The sequence below is a fragment of the Pseudomonas fluorescens genome, from assembly GCF_902498195.1.
Lineage (GTDB): Bacteria > Pseudomonadota > Gammaproteobacteria > Pseudomonadales > Pseudomonadaceae > Aquipseudomonas > Aquipseudomonas fluorescens_BU.
In genome coordinates, this window is sequence record NZ_CABVIY010000003.1 from 780,151 (window position 1) to 795,109 (window position 14,959).

The 14,959-nt window shown below is 59.2% G+C and carries 13 protein-coding genes; 6 read left to right on the forward strand and 7 right to left on the reverse strand.

The annotated features are described in order from the left end of the window. Positions 1 to 278: 278 nt before the first annotated feature. The 5 genes from F8N66_RS14515 to F8N66_RS14530 form a co-directional block, all read right to left on the reverse strand. Entirely contained in the window at positions 279 to 1,661 is a 1,383-nt protein-coding gene (locus F8N66_RS14515) for an efflux transporter outer membrane subunit (RefSeq protein ID WP_150770813.1), read from the reverse strand. Beyond that, complete coding sequence (locus F8N66_RS14520; RefSeq protein ID WP_150770814.1) at positions 1,654 to 4,836, reverse strand: efflux RND transporter permease subunit; 3,183 nt, start codon at positions 4,834 to 4,836, stop codon at positions 1,654 to 1,656. The genes F8N66_RS14515 and F8N66_RS14520 overlap by 8 nt, the downstream gene beginning before the upstream one ends. Further along, positions 4,833 to 5,978, reverse strand: a complete 1,146-nt coding sequence (locus tag F8N66_RS14525) for an efflux RND transporter periplasmic adaptor subunit (RefSeq protein WP_191622989.1) — start codon at positions 5,976 to 5,978, stop codon at positions 4,833 to 4,835. The genes F8N66_RS14520 and F8N66_RS14525 overlap by 4 nt, the downstream gene beginning before the upstream one ends. 174 nt (positions 5,979 to 6,152) lie before the next feature. Further along, positions 6,153 to 6,290: a hypothetical protein gene (locus F8N66_RS31485; protein ID WP_191622990.1), complete on the reverse strand. Its 138-nt coding sequence runs from the start codon at positions 6,288 to 6,290 to the stop codon at positions 6,153 to 6,155. Positions 6,291 to 6,646: 356 nt separating this feature from the next. Continuing rightward, the gene (locus F8N66_RS14530) at positions 6,647 to 7,741 is read right to left on the reverse strand and encodes a zinc-dependent alcohol dehydrogenase family protein (protein ID WP_224790473.1); all 1,095 of its coding nucleotides are present in this window, start codon (positions 7,739 to 7,741) and stop codon (positions 6,647 to 6,649) included. 303 nt (positions 7,742 to 8,044) lie between these two features. On the opposite strand from F8N66_RS14530, the gene F8N66_RS14535 reads away from it, so the two are divergent. The 5 genes from F8N66_RS14535 to F8N66_RS14555 are packed head-to-tail and all read left to right on the forward strand — an operon-like array spanning position 8,045 to position 11,654. Next, complete coding sequence (locus F8N66_RS14535) at positions 8,045 to 8,485, forward strand: cupin domain-containing protein (RefSeq protein WP_150770816.1); 441 nt, start codon at positions 8,045 to 8,047, stop codon at positions 8,483 to 8,485. Further along, the gene (locus F8N66_RS14540; protein WP_150770817.1) at positions 8,482 to 9,543 is read left to right on the forward strand and encodes an L-dopachrome tautomerase-related protein; all 1,062 of its coding nucleotides are present in this window, start codon (positions 8,482 to 8,484) and stop codon (positions 9,541 to 9,543) included. The genes F8N66_RS14535 and F8N66_RS14540 overlap by 4 nt, the downstream gene beginning before the upstream one ends. Next, positions 9,540 to 9,914, forward strand: coding sequence for a hypothetical protein (locus F8N66_RS14545; protein ID WP_150770818.1), 375 nt, complete (start codon positions 9,540 to 9,542; stop codon positions 9,912 to 9,914). The genes F8N66_RS14540 and F8N66_RS14545 overlap by 4 nt, the downstream gene beginning before the upstream one ends. Positions 9,915 to 9,917: 3 nt before the next feature. Beyond that, positions 9,918 to 11,210, forward strand: a complete 1,293-nt coding sequence (locus tag F8N66_RS14550; protein ID WP_150770819.1) for an Nramp family divalent metal transporter — start codon at positions 9,918 to 9,920, stop codon at positions 11,208 to 11,210. A gap of 24 nt (positions 11,211 to 11,234) precedes the next feature. Then, positions 11,235 to 11,654, forward strand: coding sequence for an SRPBCC family protein (locus tag F8N66_RS14555; protein ID WP_150770820.1), 420 nt, complete (start codon positions 11,235 to 11,237; stop codon positions 11,652 to 11,654). A 14-nt stretch (positions 11,655 to 11,668) separates the two neighbouring features. On the opposite strand, the gene F8N66_RS14560 is transcribed toward F8N66_RS14555, so the two are convergent. Then, positions 11,669 to 12,550 (reverse strand): LysR family transcriptional regulator, encoded by an 882-nt coding sequence (locus F8N66_RS14560; protein WP_224790481.1) that lies wholly within the window; start codon positions 12,548 to 12,550, stop codon positions 11,669 to 11,671. Positions 12,551 to 12,819: 269 nt separating this feature from the next. Between F8N66_RS14560 and F8N66_RS14565 the strand changes: the two genes are divergently transcribed. Next, complete coding sequence (locus F8N66_RS14565) at positions 12,820 to 13,920, forward strand: alkene reductase (protein WP_150770822.1); 1,101 nt, start codon at positions 12,820 to 12,822, stop codon at positions 13,918 to 13,920. Here F8N66_RS14565 and F8N66_RS14570 read toward each other — a convergent pair. Then, a complete protein-coding gene (locus F8N66_RS14570; protein ID WP_150770823.1) occupies positions 13,905 to 14,849 on the reverse strand; it encodes a LysR family transcriptional regulator in 945 nt (314 codons plus the stop codon). The two genes, F8N66_RS14565 and F8N66_RS14570, sit on opposite strands and share 16 nt — an antisense overlap. Positions 14,850 to 14,959 lie beyond the last annotated feature (110 nt).

Here is a 14,959-nt window from a genome sequence, read left to right on the forward strand (position 1 = left end):
CCGAAGCAGGCGTTGGCAGGCTGCTCAATGTGTTGTTTTACCGAGTCTTTGGCACTCATACGATGCCGGAGACTCGGCCGGTATTGGTAAACGGCTGTTATCGTCGGAAGGCATTAGCCATACAAAAAACGATCCAGCTCTTCGCTGCAATATCTGCGGTGCATGACATGTGAAAGCGGGCTTGCTCGCGAAACTGACAGATCACTCAAACATTTCTGGATGACCTACCGCCTCCGCGGGCAAACCACACAGACGCTCTGGAGGTTCCTCCGGTTGGATTAACCACCCAACGCATTCACCAAAACCGCCTGATTCTGCCATTGCGCGGTCTTGACCTGGGACAGCGCATTCTGCGCCGCCAGTTGAACCCTTTGCGCCTGCAACACATCCAGAAACGGCGTCTCACCTGCTTGCCAGGCGCGTTGAATCTGCTCGGCAGCAGAGCTGGCCTGACTGGCCGCACTCGCCAGAAGGGCCTGCCGCTGAGCATTGCGTTGAGCAGCCGCCAAGGCTGACTCCACCTCGGAAACGGCCGTCAACACGGTGCGTCGATAACTCAACAACGCCTGTCGCGCCTCGGCATCCCGAAAATCAACCACATTGCGTCGTCGACCGCCATCGAACACCGGTACGCTGGCATTCACACCGGCCAGCCAGAACGTCGAGCTGGCCAAATTCGCGGCGCTGACACCGTCAATCAACGACCCTAATGCCGCCGATAGACTCAAGCGCGGCAACAGATCCGCCTTGGCCACGCCGACCCGCGCATAAGCCGCAATCAAACGGGCTTCGGCGGCGCGAACATCAGGGCGACGACGCAACAGATCCGCCGGCGTACCGGCGCCCGGTAACGACACGGTCGAGACGTTCGCCGGGCTGTCCTTGAACTGTTGATACAACGTCTCGGCCGGCTGGGCCAGCAGCACCGACAAGCGATGCAGTGAGCGCTGCCAGTTCAGTTGCAACGCAGGCACCTGGGCGGCGGTGGAGTCCGATTGAGCGCGGGCGCGCAGCACGTCCGCTTCCGGGCTGTCACCGGCCGCGTACAACTGCTCGGTCAATTGCAAGGTCTCGGCCTGGCTGGCTGCACTTTGCCTGACGATCGCCAAACGTTCCTCCAGGCCGCGCGCCTCGGCATAGGCCTGGACCACTTCCGAAATCAGCGCCACCCGCACGCCCCGAGCGTCTTCTTCGCTAGCGTTGAGGTCGGCATCGGCGGCACGCACGCCTTCGCGGATGCGTCCGAACAGATCAATTTCCCAGGCCGTACTCAAGCCGATCGAGGTCGGCTCGGTGATCAGCGAATCGGTGAAACCGGCCTGGTCAGCGGATATCCGCTGACGCGCCGCACTGGCCCCCAGGTCGACCTGCGGACTGCCCGAAGCCGCGGCAATGTTGCGTAACGCACGCCCGGCATCGATGCGTGCCAAGGCCATCTGCAAATCAAGGTTTTCCCCCACGGCGCGCTCCACCAGGCGGTCGAGCAATGGGTCCTGATACAGCGTCCACCAGTGATCGGTCACACTTGCGGGTTGGGCCGCTGAAGCATTGACGAAACGTTCGACCGGCACTTCGGACCGGGGCGGCATGACCGGCGACACACACGCACTCAGCAGCGCGGCGCTCAGCACCAGGCCTGAAACACGAAGAGAGTTATTCATGAGCCATGCCCTGTTCAGAATGGGTGGATCGGGGAAGTGCCTGACGCTCGCCATTGGCCAAACGACGGATCAGTACATAGAAGACCGGCGTGAACAAAAGACCGAACAACGTGACGCCAATCATGCCGAAGAACACCGCTGCCCCCACGGCTTGACGCATCTCGGAACCTGCACCCTCGGACATCACCAACGGCAACACACCGAGGACGAAGGCCAGCGAGGTCATCAGGATCGGCCGCAAGCGCAGACGACAGGCTTCAACCACCGCATCGACAATGCCCTGCCCCTCCTTCTCTTGCTGGCGCGCAACCTCGACGATCAAGATCGCGTTCTTCGCCGCCAGCCCCACCAGCACGATAAAGCCGATCTGGGTGAGGATATTGATGTCCAGCCCCATCAGCCGCACACCACCGGCAGCCGCCAGCAGACACATCGGTACAATCAGCAGGATCGCCAATGGCAGGCTCCAGCTGCCGTACTGCGCTGCCAGCACCAGGTAGACAAAAATCACACACAACGGGAACACCAACAGCCCCATATTGCCGGCCGTGGTCTGCTGGTAGCTGAGGTCGGTCCACTGATAGGTGATACCGGCCGGCAGCGTCTCCTTTGCAAGGCGTTCCATGGTCTTGATCCCGAACTCGGAGCCCAGCCCCGGCAGGGTATCGCCATTTATTTCAGCGGTCGGGAACAGGTTGTAGCGCGGGAATCGCTCCACACCCAGCGCCTCGTGCAGACGGGTGACGCTGGCAATCGGCACCATTTGTCCGGCATCGTTGCGCACCTTGACCCGGGCGAGGTCTTGCGCAGTGATGCGGTAAGGCAGGTCTGCTTGCGCAGTCACTCGATAGGTACGCCCGACAAGGTTGAAGTCGTTGATGTAGGACGAGCCAAAGTACGTCTCGATTGCCTGGTTGATCTGGCTGCTGGGCACGCCAAGCATTTCGGCGCGCTCGCGATCCAGTTCGACAAAGACCTGAGGCGTCCTGGCCGAAAACGGTGAATAGACACCGGTCATGCCGTGGGTGGCATTGGCGGCCGCAATCAGATCGTCGGTGGCTTTGGCCAAGGCTTCGGTGCCCAGCCCCGCGGTGTCCTGTAATCGCATGGAAAAGCCGCCGGTGCTACCCAACCCTTGAACCGGCGGTGGCGTGGCGACAATGACACTTGCACCGCTGACCACTTTCAAACGCTCGCGCAAATCTTCGGCGATCCTGTCCGACGTCAGCCCGCGCAACTTGCGTTCGGACCACGGCTGGAACACCGGCGCCAGACCGGCCGAGTTCGATGAACTGGTGCCAGTCACCATCGAGAACCCGGAGAACGTCGGCACCCGGTCCACGCCCGGCACCTCGAGAGCAATCGCTTCGATCTGTCGCGAGATCTCGTTGGTCCGCTCCAGCGAAGCACCGTCCGGCAGCTGGACGATGACCACCAGGTAACCGCGATCCTGAACCGGAATAAAGCCCTTGGGGGTCGACGCCAGCAAATAAGCCGTGGCCGCAATCAGCACAGCGTAGACCGCCAGCATCAACGGTGTTTTGGCCACCAGCCCGCGCACACTGCCGGCATAGCTTGAAGAGAGTTTAAGGAAACCGCTGTTGAAACCATCCGCCGCACGCTTGAGCAGACCGGACAGTCCGACTTTGGGGGCATGAGGAGCCTCGGGTTCATGGCGACGCAAAATCATCGCCGCCAACGCTGGCGACAACGTCACCGAATTAAACAGCGAGATCGCCGTGGCCACCGCAATGGTAATTCCGAACTGGCGGAAGAACTCACCGGAAATCCCTGGAATGAATGCGGTCGGAATGAATACCGCACACAGCACCAGCGTAATTGCAATCAATGCACCGCCAATTTCCTGCATGGTCACGATGGTCGCTTCCAGCGGGCTCTTGCCATCGGCCAAATGGCGCTCGACGTTTTCCACCACCACGATGGCGTTGTCGACCACGATCCCCACCGCCAGCACCAAACCGAACAGGGTCAGGTTGTTGATCGAGTAGCCGAGCATCGCCATTACCGCGAAAGTACCCACCAGCGACACAGGGATCGCCAGGATCGGAATGATCGACGGCCGCCAGCCCTGCAGGAAAACCATGATCACCAACACCACGAGAATGACCGCCTCGTAGATGGTCTTGCCCAGCTCACCGATGCTGTCGGCAATGAACGCTGTCGGGTTGTAGCCGATGCTGTATTCGATGCCTTCAGGGAAGTCCTTGCCTATTTTCTGCATGGTCTCTTCGACCACTTTCATCGTCGCCAGGGCATTGGCGCCCGGACGTTGCAGCACTTGCAGGCCGATGGCCGGGTTGCGCAAGTAATAGGTGTTGTTGACGTAGGCCAACCCGGCGATTTCCGTGCGTGCCACGTCCTTGAGCCGCACCAGACGTCCGGCCGTTCCCGATTTGAGTACGATGTTGTCGAAGTCGGCTGGCTCCTTCAGGCGGCCTTCGAAAATCAGGTTGGGCTGGAATGCCTGCGACGCCACCGGTGGCTGGGCGATCACACCGCCGGCTACCTGAGTGTTCTGCGAACGCACGGCGGCAATGATGTCGGCGGGGGTCAGGTTGAAGGCTGCCACGCGCTCAGGATCGAGCCAGATACGCATCGAATATTCGCGCGCTCCCAGTGGGTTGATGTCACCGACACCGTCGATGCGCTTGAGCACGTCAGCCACGCTACGGATCGCAAAGTTCGAGACATACAGTTGGTCGTAGGTGCCCTTGGGCGAGGAGATGAAGATCGTCGACAGCTGCGTCGGCGAGGACTTGCGCACCGTCACGCCACTGCGCTGCACAGGCTCCGGCAAACGCGGCGTGGCCAGCGCCACGCGGTTCTGCACCAACACCTGGGCCTTGTCGACATCGGTGCCGCTCTTGAAGGTCACCGTCAGGTTCAGACTGCCGTCGGACGTGGCCTGGCTGTACATGTAGAGCATGTCTTCAACGCCGTTGACCTCTTGCTCGATGGGGATCGCCAACGTCTCGGCGACGGTCTGCGCCGAAGCGCCGGGGTACGTCGCGGTAACCACCACGGTTGGCGGTGCGATATCCGGATACTCGGAGGTCGGCAAGACGAGATAGGCCAGGCCACCGATGATCATCAAGACGATTGAAAGCACAATCGCCAGCACCGGTTGCTCGATGGATGTGCGTCCCAGGTTCATAACCGGGCCTCCTCGGTGGTGGTCGCTTTCGCGGTTAGCGCTAACACACGTTCCTGCGCTGTCGCGGTATCACCGGCACGCACCCGCTGCAGGCCATCAACAATCACCCGATCCTGCTCCTGCAAACCGCTGGAAATCTCGCGCAAGCCGTCATGCAATTTGCCGAGGGTGACGGGCCGGATTTCGACCTTGTTCTGCGGGTTGAGCACATAGACGACTTTGCGCGTCGCGTCGACGCTGATCGCGGTGTCCGGGAGCAACAGTGCCGGGTAAGGCGCCTGGCTGGAGAACTGCACGCGTCCAAATTGCCCGGGGCTCAAATGCAGGTCCTGATTGCTGACCCGGGCACGCTGGCGCAGGGTCCCGGTCGACGGGTCAAGGCGGTTGTCGATGAAATCCATGCGCCCGGTCATGCTCGGTTGGGTTTCACCCGGCAAGGCAATCCGTACCTGGCTCTGGTTGGCGGCGGGATTTGTCTGGCGACGGTATTTGAGGTAGCTCTGTTCATCGATATCGAAGTAGATGTCGATCAGGTCCAGCGACACGATGGTTGTCAGCAACGTCGCGCTGCTGTTGCCGCCGTTGACCAAATTGCCCTCACTGATCAGCTTGCGACTGATCCGCCCGCTCATGGGGGCGGTGATCCGGGTGAACTCCAGGTCAAGCTTGGCATTGCTCAACGCACCTTCAGCGCTCAAGACCTCGGCTTGCGCGGCCTGACGCGCTTGCAGGCGTTGATCATAGAGGCTGCGGGCAATGGTTTTGGATTCGATCAGAACGTTAGCCCTGGCAAACTCCTGCTCGGCCAGCGCCAGTTGCGAGCGCACTTGGGCCAGTTTGCCTTGCGCCTGGACCACGGCAGCCTGGAACGAGCGCGAATCGATCACGAACAGCAAATCGCCCTTCTTGACGATGGCGCCGTCCTGAAACGCGACCTTCTCCAGGTAACCGCTGACCCGCGAACGCACGTCGACCGAATCGGTGGCCTCAAAGCGACCGGTAAAACTGTCCCAATCGGTGACCACGGATTTGACGGGCTTGCTGACCGTAACACTGGGGGAAATCGGTGCGTTGCTGGTTTGATTCGGACCGCAGCCGCTCAGGGTGACTGCCAACGCCAGGCCTGACGCCGACACCGCCAAACCTTTTCCAAATGCCGATTTTAGAGGAAGCGATATTCTCGCTTTCCCCGTTGTAGACGATTTCACTTTTGCATGCTCCGTAGTTGGCCATTGAATGAACTTCATTCAATGGCCAATGAATGGACTGAATTAAAACTTCAGCAATTAAACGTTGAACATCAAAGAGTGCTTCGATTAATTTTTTGCGGCGCGTTCGCTTTGCGCTTTATTGCGTTCAACAAAAGCGCCTGACTCTTCAGCATGAACCGCCAGGGTCGCGCAGAGAGCAACCACGGCAGTGAGTAGAGCAAGAGTATTTTTCATCAAGGTCATTTCAGGTGTTCTCGGTAGTGTTTGAATGAAAAGGATTTTCCGTGAGCAGCACATGAAGATAAACCGCCGAAATGCGAAAAGAATATTGACTAAAAGACAAGAGCCAGCGCTCTGGAATGGGGAGTACAGACAATCGATCGCCCGCGCAAAAACAACCTGCGAAGTGTATTCACGGATGATTTATTCATTATTGAAATAGTGCGAAAGTGTCTTTACAAGAGCCTGAACTATTGAAGTCTTAAAAAGGAGATGGCCTGGCAGCCATCTCCTGAACACTCAGCAATCAACACTACTCAGGTAGAGGCATTAGATTGCAAACGTTGAAAGGAAGTTTGTATCAGCCTTGCTGTCGCGCCTCAAAACTCAATGACCTGACGCACCGCGCTGCCATCATGCAACCGGTCAAAACCTTCGTTGATCTCGTCGAGCTTGAGCCTGCCACTCAACAGTCGATCCACCGGCAGGCGACCGTCACGATAGAGCTCGATGAACCGCGGAATGTCGCGCAGCGGTACACAGGTGCCGATATAGCTGCCCTTGAGCGTGCGCTCCTCGCCCACTAACTGAACGACGTTGACCGGCAGCGCCGAACCGGGTGGTGGCAGGCCGGCGGTCACCGTCATCCCACCGCGCCTGGTCATCTTCATCGCATTTTCCAAAGCACGGATCGAACCGGCCATTTCGAACACATAGTCGGCGCCGCCACCGGTCAGCGCCAGCACCTGTTCAACGGCGTCCGGGTCACCACCGTTGACCACGGCGGTGGCGCCGACTTCCTTGGCCAAGGCGAGTTTTTCCGGTGACAGATCGACAGCAATGATTTTGCTGGCTCCCGCAGCCCGTGCACCCAACACCGAAGCCAGGCCTACGCCGCCCAGGCCGATCACCACGGCGGTCGAGCCCACGCGCAATTGCGCGGTGTTAACCACCGCCCCGACACCGGTCAACACCGCACAACCAAACAGCGCCGCTTCAACGAAGGGCAACTCGCGGTCGATCTTGACCACGGAGTTGCGTGACATCACGGCGTACTCGGCAAACGCGGAGACGCCCAGGTGGTGATGGACGTGGCCGGCAGGCGAGCTCAAACGCACCGAGCCGTTGATCAGCGTCCCGGCGGCGTTGGCTTTTGCCCCGGGCTCGCAGAGTGCCGGGCGGCCCTCGGCGCATGGCAGGCAATGACCGCAACTGGGCATGAACACCATGACCACATGGTCCCCTGGCTCAAGGTCGCTGACCCCATCTCCCAGGGCTTCGACCACGCCTGCCGCCTCATGACCGAGCGCCATGGGCATAGGCCGGGGCCGGTCTCCATTGATCACCGACAAGTCGGAATGGCACAGGCCGGCGGCGCGGATTCGCACCAGCACTTCACCCGGCCCTGGCGGCGCCAGCTCGATGGTTTCGATCGTGATCGGCTTGCTCTGCGCATAGGGCGGGGCCGCATTCATGTGTCTCAGAACAGCAGCTCTGACTTGCATCTTTGTCTCCGGCACAGCTGGACTCGATAGTGAGTGCTCATCACTATGGCGCAGGCCGTTCGTGCCAGAAATGCCCCGCCGGGCGTAGCTGTTTGGAATTGAATTCGCAGAAGCACGCCATCCCGACGGGCACGCGAGCAAGTCGAATTGTTATTTGAATTCTCAAATCTTGTGCACGGCCACTGCGTTCTCTGCAGCTCATCCAGTGCTTACTCTGAAACCACAGACAACATCACAGCGTCCCTCGAAAGACGCCTGAATGAGGGTTTCAAGATGACCGAAGCAAGCACCCGGAAAAAACTGGTCGAGGCCGCACCCCACGCCTCGTTCAATCTCGACGAGATCGTCAAGACGTTCCCCGAAACCGCCGAAACGCTACTGGTCGACACGCGCCTGACCGATGAAGATGAAGCCAGTGCCCGTGTCTTCCGGGTCTATCACCCGACCCCCGCGCATTACCACGCCACCTGTGACGAATACCTGATTGTGCTGTCAGGCCGTGCGACGTTTTTCATGGGTGACCGCGAAGAGTTCGAAGTGGGTCCGGGCGAAATGCTGTTCTTCAAGAAGTTCACTGTCCACGGAATGCCGAAGATCCTCGAACACCCGCTGTTCATGGTGTCAGTCGACACCCCGCGACGTGATCCAAGCGACATCATTTTTGTCGATCCTTCGAGCGGCACCGCCGAATCGTTCGTGCAGGCCAAGCCATGAACAGTCAAGCACTGGAGATTTTCGCGACCTTCCCGGTCGAGCGTCCGGGCAACCCCACTGTGCTGCCTGACGGGCGAGTGCTGGTGTCGGTATCGGCCATTATCGCGCCCGATATCTCGGTACGGGCAGTGGCGCAGAACGGCGAGCACTCGGCTTACCCCAATGAGGCCTGGGCCAGCAAACCCGGCGACGATGGGCGCGGCGTGTCCGCCGTGATCGGTATCCGAACCGACCCCGAAGGGGTCGTCTGGATACTCGACATGGGCAAGCCACAGCAACAACAGCCTCGCCTCATCGCCTGGAATGATCGAACGCAAAGCCTGCATCGAATGATTGTGTTGCCGCAGAACGTCCTGCGCCCCAGCTCCTTCACTCAGGATTTCGTCATCGATTGGCGGCGCCAGCGTATCTATATCGCTGACATGACGATGAATCCCAGTGGCGCCAGCGACTACCCGGCTATTGTCGTGGTCGACCTGCAAACCGGTCTTTCGTGGCGCTCGCTGGAATGCTACCCAGGACTGATGCCGGGCGATGTGCCGCTGATGGTTGCGGGTAAACCGCTGGCACTGCGTACGCCCGAAGGTGAAGTTATTGCGTATCGCTACGGCCTCAACCCCATTGCGATCGATCCCTTGGGCCGATGGGTGTATTTCGGCTCGATGTCGGCGCGCAAGGTCTATCGGATCAGCACCGAAAGTCTCGCCCAACCCAGCGACGCTACAGCGTTGAGTGAAGCGGTGGAATTTTGGTGCGAAAAGCCGCACTGCGACGGTTTTGATGTCGATGCCCAGGGCAATGTGTACGTAACCGACATCGCGAACAACGCCATCGGGCTGGCGTCGCCGGCCGGCTACCGCATCCTGGCCCAGGATGACCGGTTGCTCGGCTGGCCGGATGGTGTCGAACTCGATGCACAAGGCAAATGGTTGTACATCACGGCCAACCAGTTGCACCGCCACCCCCTGCTCAATGCGGGTGAGGACGACAGTCAGCCACCGTTTCATGTGTTGCGCCTGCGAGTGGACGCGCCGATGGGATTGAGCGAAGCACCATGAGCCAAAGCCGTGTTGCGTGCACTGTAATTGCAATGTTGCTAACGATCAGCGCCATCGTCATGGCGCTGACCGATGGCATTCCCGGTATCGGGATCGGGCTCTATGTCGTGGTGGCCATCGCGGTCACAAAATTCTCGCGAGCCATGCCAGAGGCCTGGCCCGGTTGCCTGTTTGAGGTGTCGAAAGCTTCACGCAGCTCCCTGGTCCAGCGCCTGCTGATCCAACTGGCGGCGCTGGTGTGCCTGCTGTCAGCCCAGGCCATGAGTGGAGCAGTATCGACGGTCCTCTCGGTGACCGGCCTTCTGCTCTTCATTCATACCCTGGTGCTGGCGCGCTTGCCCCAGCGCGCCCGGCGACACAGGGGACTTTGATCGATGACAGCACAGATGTCGCTTTCGGAGCATCCCGGGGAGCTGGCCAACCAACGATCGCCGGCGCCCCGGCGCCTCTCACTATTGATGGGGCCCGGGCTGTTGATTGCCGTGGGTTACATGGACCCTGGCAACTGGGCTACCGGGATCGCCGCCGGAGCGCAATTGGGATACAGCCTGCTGTTCATGGTGGTGTTGTCGAGCCTGGCGGCCATGCTCTTGCAAACACTCGCCTTGCGCCTGGGCGTGGTCACCGGTCAGGATCTTGCCCAGACCTGCCGTCTTCGCTACAGCCGACAAGCCACACTTGCGCACTGGACGATGGCAGAGATAGCCATCATCGCCACTGACATCGCTGAAGTGTTGGGCGCGGCATTGGCGTTCAAACTGCTGTTCAACCTGCCGCTGAGCATCGGCATTGTGCTCACGGCTATCACTACCCTGGTCATCCTGGGTGTGAAAGGCGCCGCCAATGGTCGAGTGCAGAAGATTGTCCTGGCACTGGTCGCGATCATTGTCCTGTGTTTTGCCATAGAGCTTTCGCTGATCACACTCGATACAAGCGCTGCTCTACAAGGCTTCATTCCCTCACTGGACACGCTGGCTGAACCTGGGGCGCTGTTCATTGCGGTGGGCATCATCGGCGCGACCGTCATGCCACACAATCTGTACCTGCATTCGTCCCTGGCCCGATCCCCCTGCCGCCTGAATGACACAGTGCAGGTCAGGCAATCCGTGCGCCGCGGTTCAATCGACACGATCCGCGCGCTGTCGATTGCCGCCGCCGTACAGGTCGCCATTCTGTTAGTGGCCGCAGCGGTATTCCATGACAACGGCTACACCGGGATTGGCGGCATCGAGCAAGCCCACCAACTGCTGGCACCCCTGATGGGGGGAACCCTTTGCGCCGTACTTTTTGCCCTGGCTCTGCTTGCGTCCGGACAAAGCGCGACGCTGACGGGCACCCTCGCCGGCCAGGTGGTGCTCGAGGGTTTCCTGAAACTCAGGGTTTCACTGTGCAAGCAGCGCATCGTCACCCGTCTGCTGGCCATTGTGCCGGCGCTTGGCGCAATACTCTGGCTGGGGGATCGCGCAGTGGGCGACCTGTTGGTGTTTTCTCAGGTAGTGCTGTCGATACAACTGCCGTTTGCGGTCTATCCGCTGATTCGGTTTACCCGCGATAAAACCCTGATGGGCGACTTCGCGATTTCACGGCCGGTCGCTGTCGTGGCCTGGTTGATTTTCCTGCTGATCAGTGCCGCCAATTTATGGCTGGTTACCTCAGTGATCCTATGACCCCCCAAAAAAACAGGTAAACATATGAGTGAAGTCCACATCTGGATCGCTATCGAACGCCCCGTCGAACAAGTCTGGTCACTTCTTGGCGGCTTTGACTGGTTGCCCCGCTGGCTCAATGTTATCGCCAGCAGCAGCCTGAGTGACGCAGGACGCCTGCGTCATCTGCAAACCGCCAATGGCGCGACGATTGTCGAGCGGTTGCTCACATTTGATGAGGGTGAAAGGTATTACAGCTATGCCTTGCTGGAAGGCCCTTCGCCGGTTATTGACTACGTCGGGAGAATGTCCGCGCAATCCGATGGCAAGGGCGGAACCCTCGCATCCTGGTCAAGCAGTTTCGTGGTCCAGGGGGCCGATGAAGCGCAGGTCATCGAGCATTTTGAAGTCTTGTATCGCCAAGGACTGGAGAACCTCAAGGCCATTATTGAATCCAGCCACTGACCAAGGCAGCAGGTTCACCCGCGCTCCATGAAGGCTTGCAGGCGTGGCACCATAAAGTCGAGGAACGTCCGGATACGCTGGGGCACATGCTGCCCACCCTGATACAGCGCATGGACTTCCTCGCAATCATGACCGCTTTGTGCGAGCACCTCGACCAGACGCCCCGTGGCCAGGTCTTCATCAATGTGAAAGTCCGCCAGCCTGGCGATCCCGACGCCTGCAATCGCCATGCGCCGAACCGTTTCGCCATTATTGGCTTGCAGGTTACCCTGGACGATACGATCAACGATACGGCCGCCCTGATGCATGGGCCAAACCGGACTGGAGCGACGGAAATTGAAACTCAGGCAATTGTGTTCGCATAGGTCTTCCAGGGTTTCGGGAACCCCGTATTTTTCCAGATAATCGGGCGAAGCAACGATCTTGCGCCGGGCAATCCCGATCTTTCGCGCGCGTAGCGTCGAGTCATTGAGTACGCCAACCCGGAAGGCAATGTCCGTTCTGTCCAGGTACATGTCGACGATGTCGTCGCACAGGGACAGGTTGATCTGAATATTGGGATGCGCCTCCCAGAACGCTGGCAAATTGGGTTCAATCGCCAGTGTGCCAAACGCCACCGAAGCATTGATGCGTACGGTCCCGCGCGCTTTCTGTGCACCTTGCGCCAACACCCGTTCGACATCATCAAGCTCTGCCAGCAGTGCATGGCTGCGTTCATAGTAAACGCGCCCTTCATCCGTCAATGACAGCTTGCGTGTGGAGCGTTCCAGCAGGCGAACCCCCAGGCGCAGCTCCAGGCGAACGATCAGTTTGCTGACTGTTGAAGGCGTCATCAGCATTTGGCGCGCGGCTTGGGAAAAGCTGCCAGCATCAACAACCCGCACGAATACCGACATCTCACCCGCTCTGTTATCCACGTCCTGTCCCCCCTGAATGACTCGTGAAAAAATATCACAAGCGCCCCGCTAAAAATCACAGAAAGCAACGGATAACGTTCACTTCACTTTGGAATCAATTTCACATGCCTAGCCGATGTACAGGATGCCTCCCCGCTTTCCCTGCGCAGTTGTGAAGCTTCCTCACAGAACATGTTCATCGTTGCCAGGTTATCAGTGGGCTAAAGGGCGCTTACGCTCCTGAGCAAATCAAGTGAGGAGCGTATTCCATGAGTACATTATTTGGCCCCTGCCAGGCCGGCGCGCTGACGCTGCGCAATCGAATCGCAATGGCACCGATGACCCGGGCTCGCAACCCCGATGGCATTGCCAATGAGCTGACCGCGCTTTACTACAGCCAACGCGCCAGTGCCGGGCTGATCGTTACCGAGGGCACTCCGATTTCACGCTCGGCCGAAGGGTTTCTGGCCATCCCTGGTATCTACACGACGCCCCAGATCGATGGCTGGCGCAAAGTGACTCAGGCTGTCCACGATGCCGGTGGCGTTATCTTTACCCAGCTATGGCATGTCGGGCGCGTCTCCCATGTCAGCATCCAGCCGAACGGGATTGCACCGGTGAGCTCGACGTCCCAAATTGCCCGCAATTCCCAAGCCTGGGGTATGACTGAGCATGGCGAGCCCGGCCCAGTCGATGTTTCCACCCCCCGCGCCCTCAGCACACAGGAAGTCAAAGAAGTCATTCGTGACTTTACCCAGGCCGCCGCCAACGCAATTGATGCCGGCTTCGACGGCATTGAACTGCATGGAGCGAACGGCTACTTGATCGAGCAGTTCCTCAATCCTTTGGTCAATGACCGTACCGATGAATACCGCAGCGACACGCTGGAAAACCGCACTCGCTTCTTGCTCGAGGTGGTCGATAGCGTCATAGATCGTATTGGTGCGCACCGCACGGCCATACGCCTGTCACCGTTTGGCGGACTGTTCGACATGGGGCTTTACGACGATATCCAGGAAACCTACCTGTACGTCGCCGATCAGCTTTCCCGGCGTGGGTTGGCCTATGTTCATTTCATGGATCAATTGTCACGGGGCAGTTCGCCGATTCCAGACGACTTCCTGAAGAAATTCCGTAGCCACTACCAGGGAACATTGGTTCTCGCCGGGGGCATGACCAAAGCGCGTGCGGAGCATTTCTTGCGTGAAGGATTGATCGACATTGCAGCATTCGGCGAGCCATTTATCGCAAACCCCGATCTGGTCGAACGCCTGTACAACGACTGGCCGCTGCTAATACCGGATCGCGCCTTGAGCTATGGTGGCGGAGCCAGGGGTTATACCGATTACCCGCCCTACTCGATTGCTTGACGCTCGATAAGTGGCGCGAGGGTCTGATCCGCCACTTCGCGGGTCAGGAAGTCGATCAGCGCCCGGGACGCGGCCGATAACTGGCGATGAGGCGCGAATATCACAGAAAACGGTCGGGACCTTCCACCCGACCGTTCGAGCAGCGGCACCAGGCGCCCACTTTGAATTCGCTCGCGAACAATGAAGTCATAAGTCTGGCAAATTCCCGCACCGTGCTCGGCCAGAGACACAGTGCCCAGCACGTCGTCGGACACTTGAATATTCGCCTCGGGGAACCACTCCCGGTCAATCCCCTGCTCGCAGAACAGCCACGGCGCTATCCGCCCGCTGCTGGGCATCACAAATGGCAGGCAGGCATGCGCAGACAGGTCGTCAACACTGCGGGGCGTACCTGCATCCCGCAAGTAATCCGGCGCGGCCACCACGCACAAACCCGCATCCTCCAGTTTGCGTCCAATCAGGCCACTGTCAGGTAATTGCCCAAGGCGAATAGCCAGGTCATACCCTTCGGCCACCAGATCCACATTTCGATTGCTGATGCTCATTTCGATGCGCACCTGCGGGTACTGTCGATTGAAGCGGCAGAGCAACGCCGGCAAGCGGAAATGCCCGTAGGTCGTCGGCACGCTGAGTCGTACCCGGCCCGTCAATGCCCCCTCCTGGCCAAGGATGGCCCGCTCCGCATCATCGATTAACGAGAATGCCGCACGGGATTGTTCGAGGTACAGCAAACCCGCCTCGGTCAGGCTCAGGCGTCGCGTCGTGCGCCGCAACAACTGAACGCCAAGGCGTGTTTCCAGGCGTGAGATCGCCCGGCTGACCACAGAAGGGGTGGTCGCCAGAACAACGGCCCCGGCGCTCAGCGAGCCTTTCTCCACAACGGTGATGAAGACTTCTACGTCCGCAAGATAATCGAATCGACGGCTCACCTTTATCTCCAAAGAACAAGTGATTTTCTTTTTAGCAGGTTTATCGCCCATTGAGGCATGAATATAGTTGCATCAACGATCAGGCGACTGCTGATCGAACATACATCCCT

Excerpts from the sequence above, each read along its gene's own strand:
- F8N66_RS14520 (WP_150770814.1), bottom strand. The coding sequence starts at position 4,836 with ATGAACCTGGGACGCACATCCATCGAGCAACCGGTGCTGGCGATTGTG.
- F8N66_RS14540 (WP_150770817.1), top strand. The coding sequence starts at position 8,482 with ATGAACAGTCAAGCACTGGAGATTTTCGCGACCTTCCCGGTCGAGCGT.
- F8N66_RS14550 (WP_150770819.1), top strand. The coding sequence starts at position 9,918 with ATGACAGCACAGATGTCGCTTTCGGAGCATCCCGGGGAGCTGGCCAAC.
- F8N66_RS31485 (WP_191622990.1), bottom strand. The coding sequence starts at position 6,290 with ATGACCTTGATGAAAAATACTCTTGCTCTACTCACTGCCGTGGTTGCT.
- F8N66_RS14560 (WP_224790481.1), bottom strand. The coding sequence starts at position 12,550 with ATGTCGGTATTCGTGCGGGTTGTTGATGCTGGCAGCTTTTCCCAAGCC.
- F8N66_RS14530 (WP_224790473.1), bottom strand. The coding sequence starts at position 7,741 with ATGAATGCGGCCCCGCCCTATGCGCAGAGCAAGCCGATCACGATCGAA.
- F8N66_RS14565 (WP_150770822.1), top strand. The coding sequence starts at position 12,820 with ATGAGTACATTATTTGGCCCCTGCCAGGCCGGCGCGCTGACGCTGCGC.
- F8N66_RS14545 (WP_150770818.1), top strand. The coding sequence starts at position 9,540 with ATGAGCCAAAGCCGTGTTGCGTGCACTGTAATTGCAATGTTGCTAACG.
- F8N66_RS14535 (WP_150770816.1), top strand. The coding sequence starts at position 8,045 with ATGACCGAAGCAAGCACCCGGAAAAAACTGGTCGAGGCCGCACCCCAC.
- F8N66_RS14555 (WP_150770820.1), top strand. The coding sequence starts at position 11,235 with ATGAGTGAAGTCCACATCTGGATCGCTATCGAACGCCCCGTCGAACAA.
- F8N66_RS14515 (WP_150770813.1), bottom strand. The coding sequence starts at position 1,661 with ATGAATAACTCTCTTCGTGTTTCAGGCCTGGTGCTGAGCGCCGCGCTG.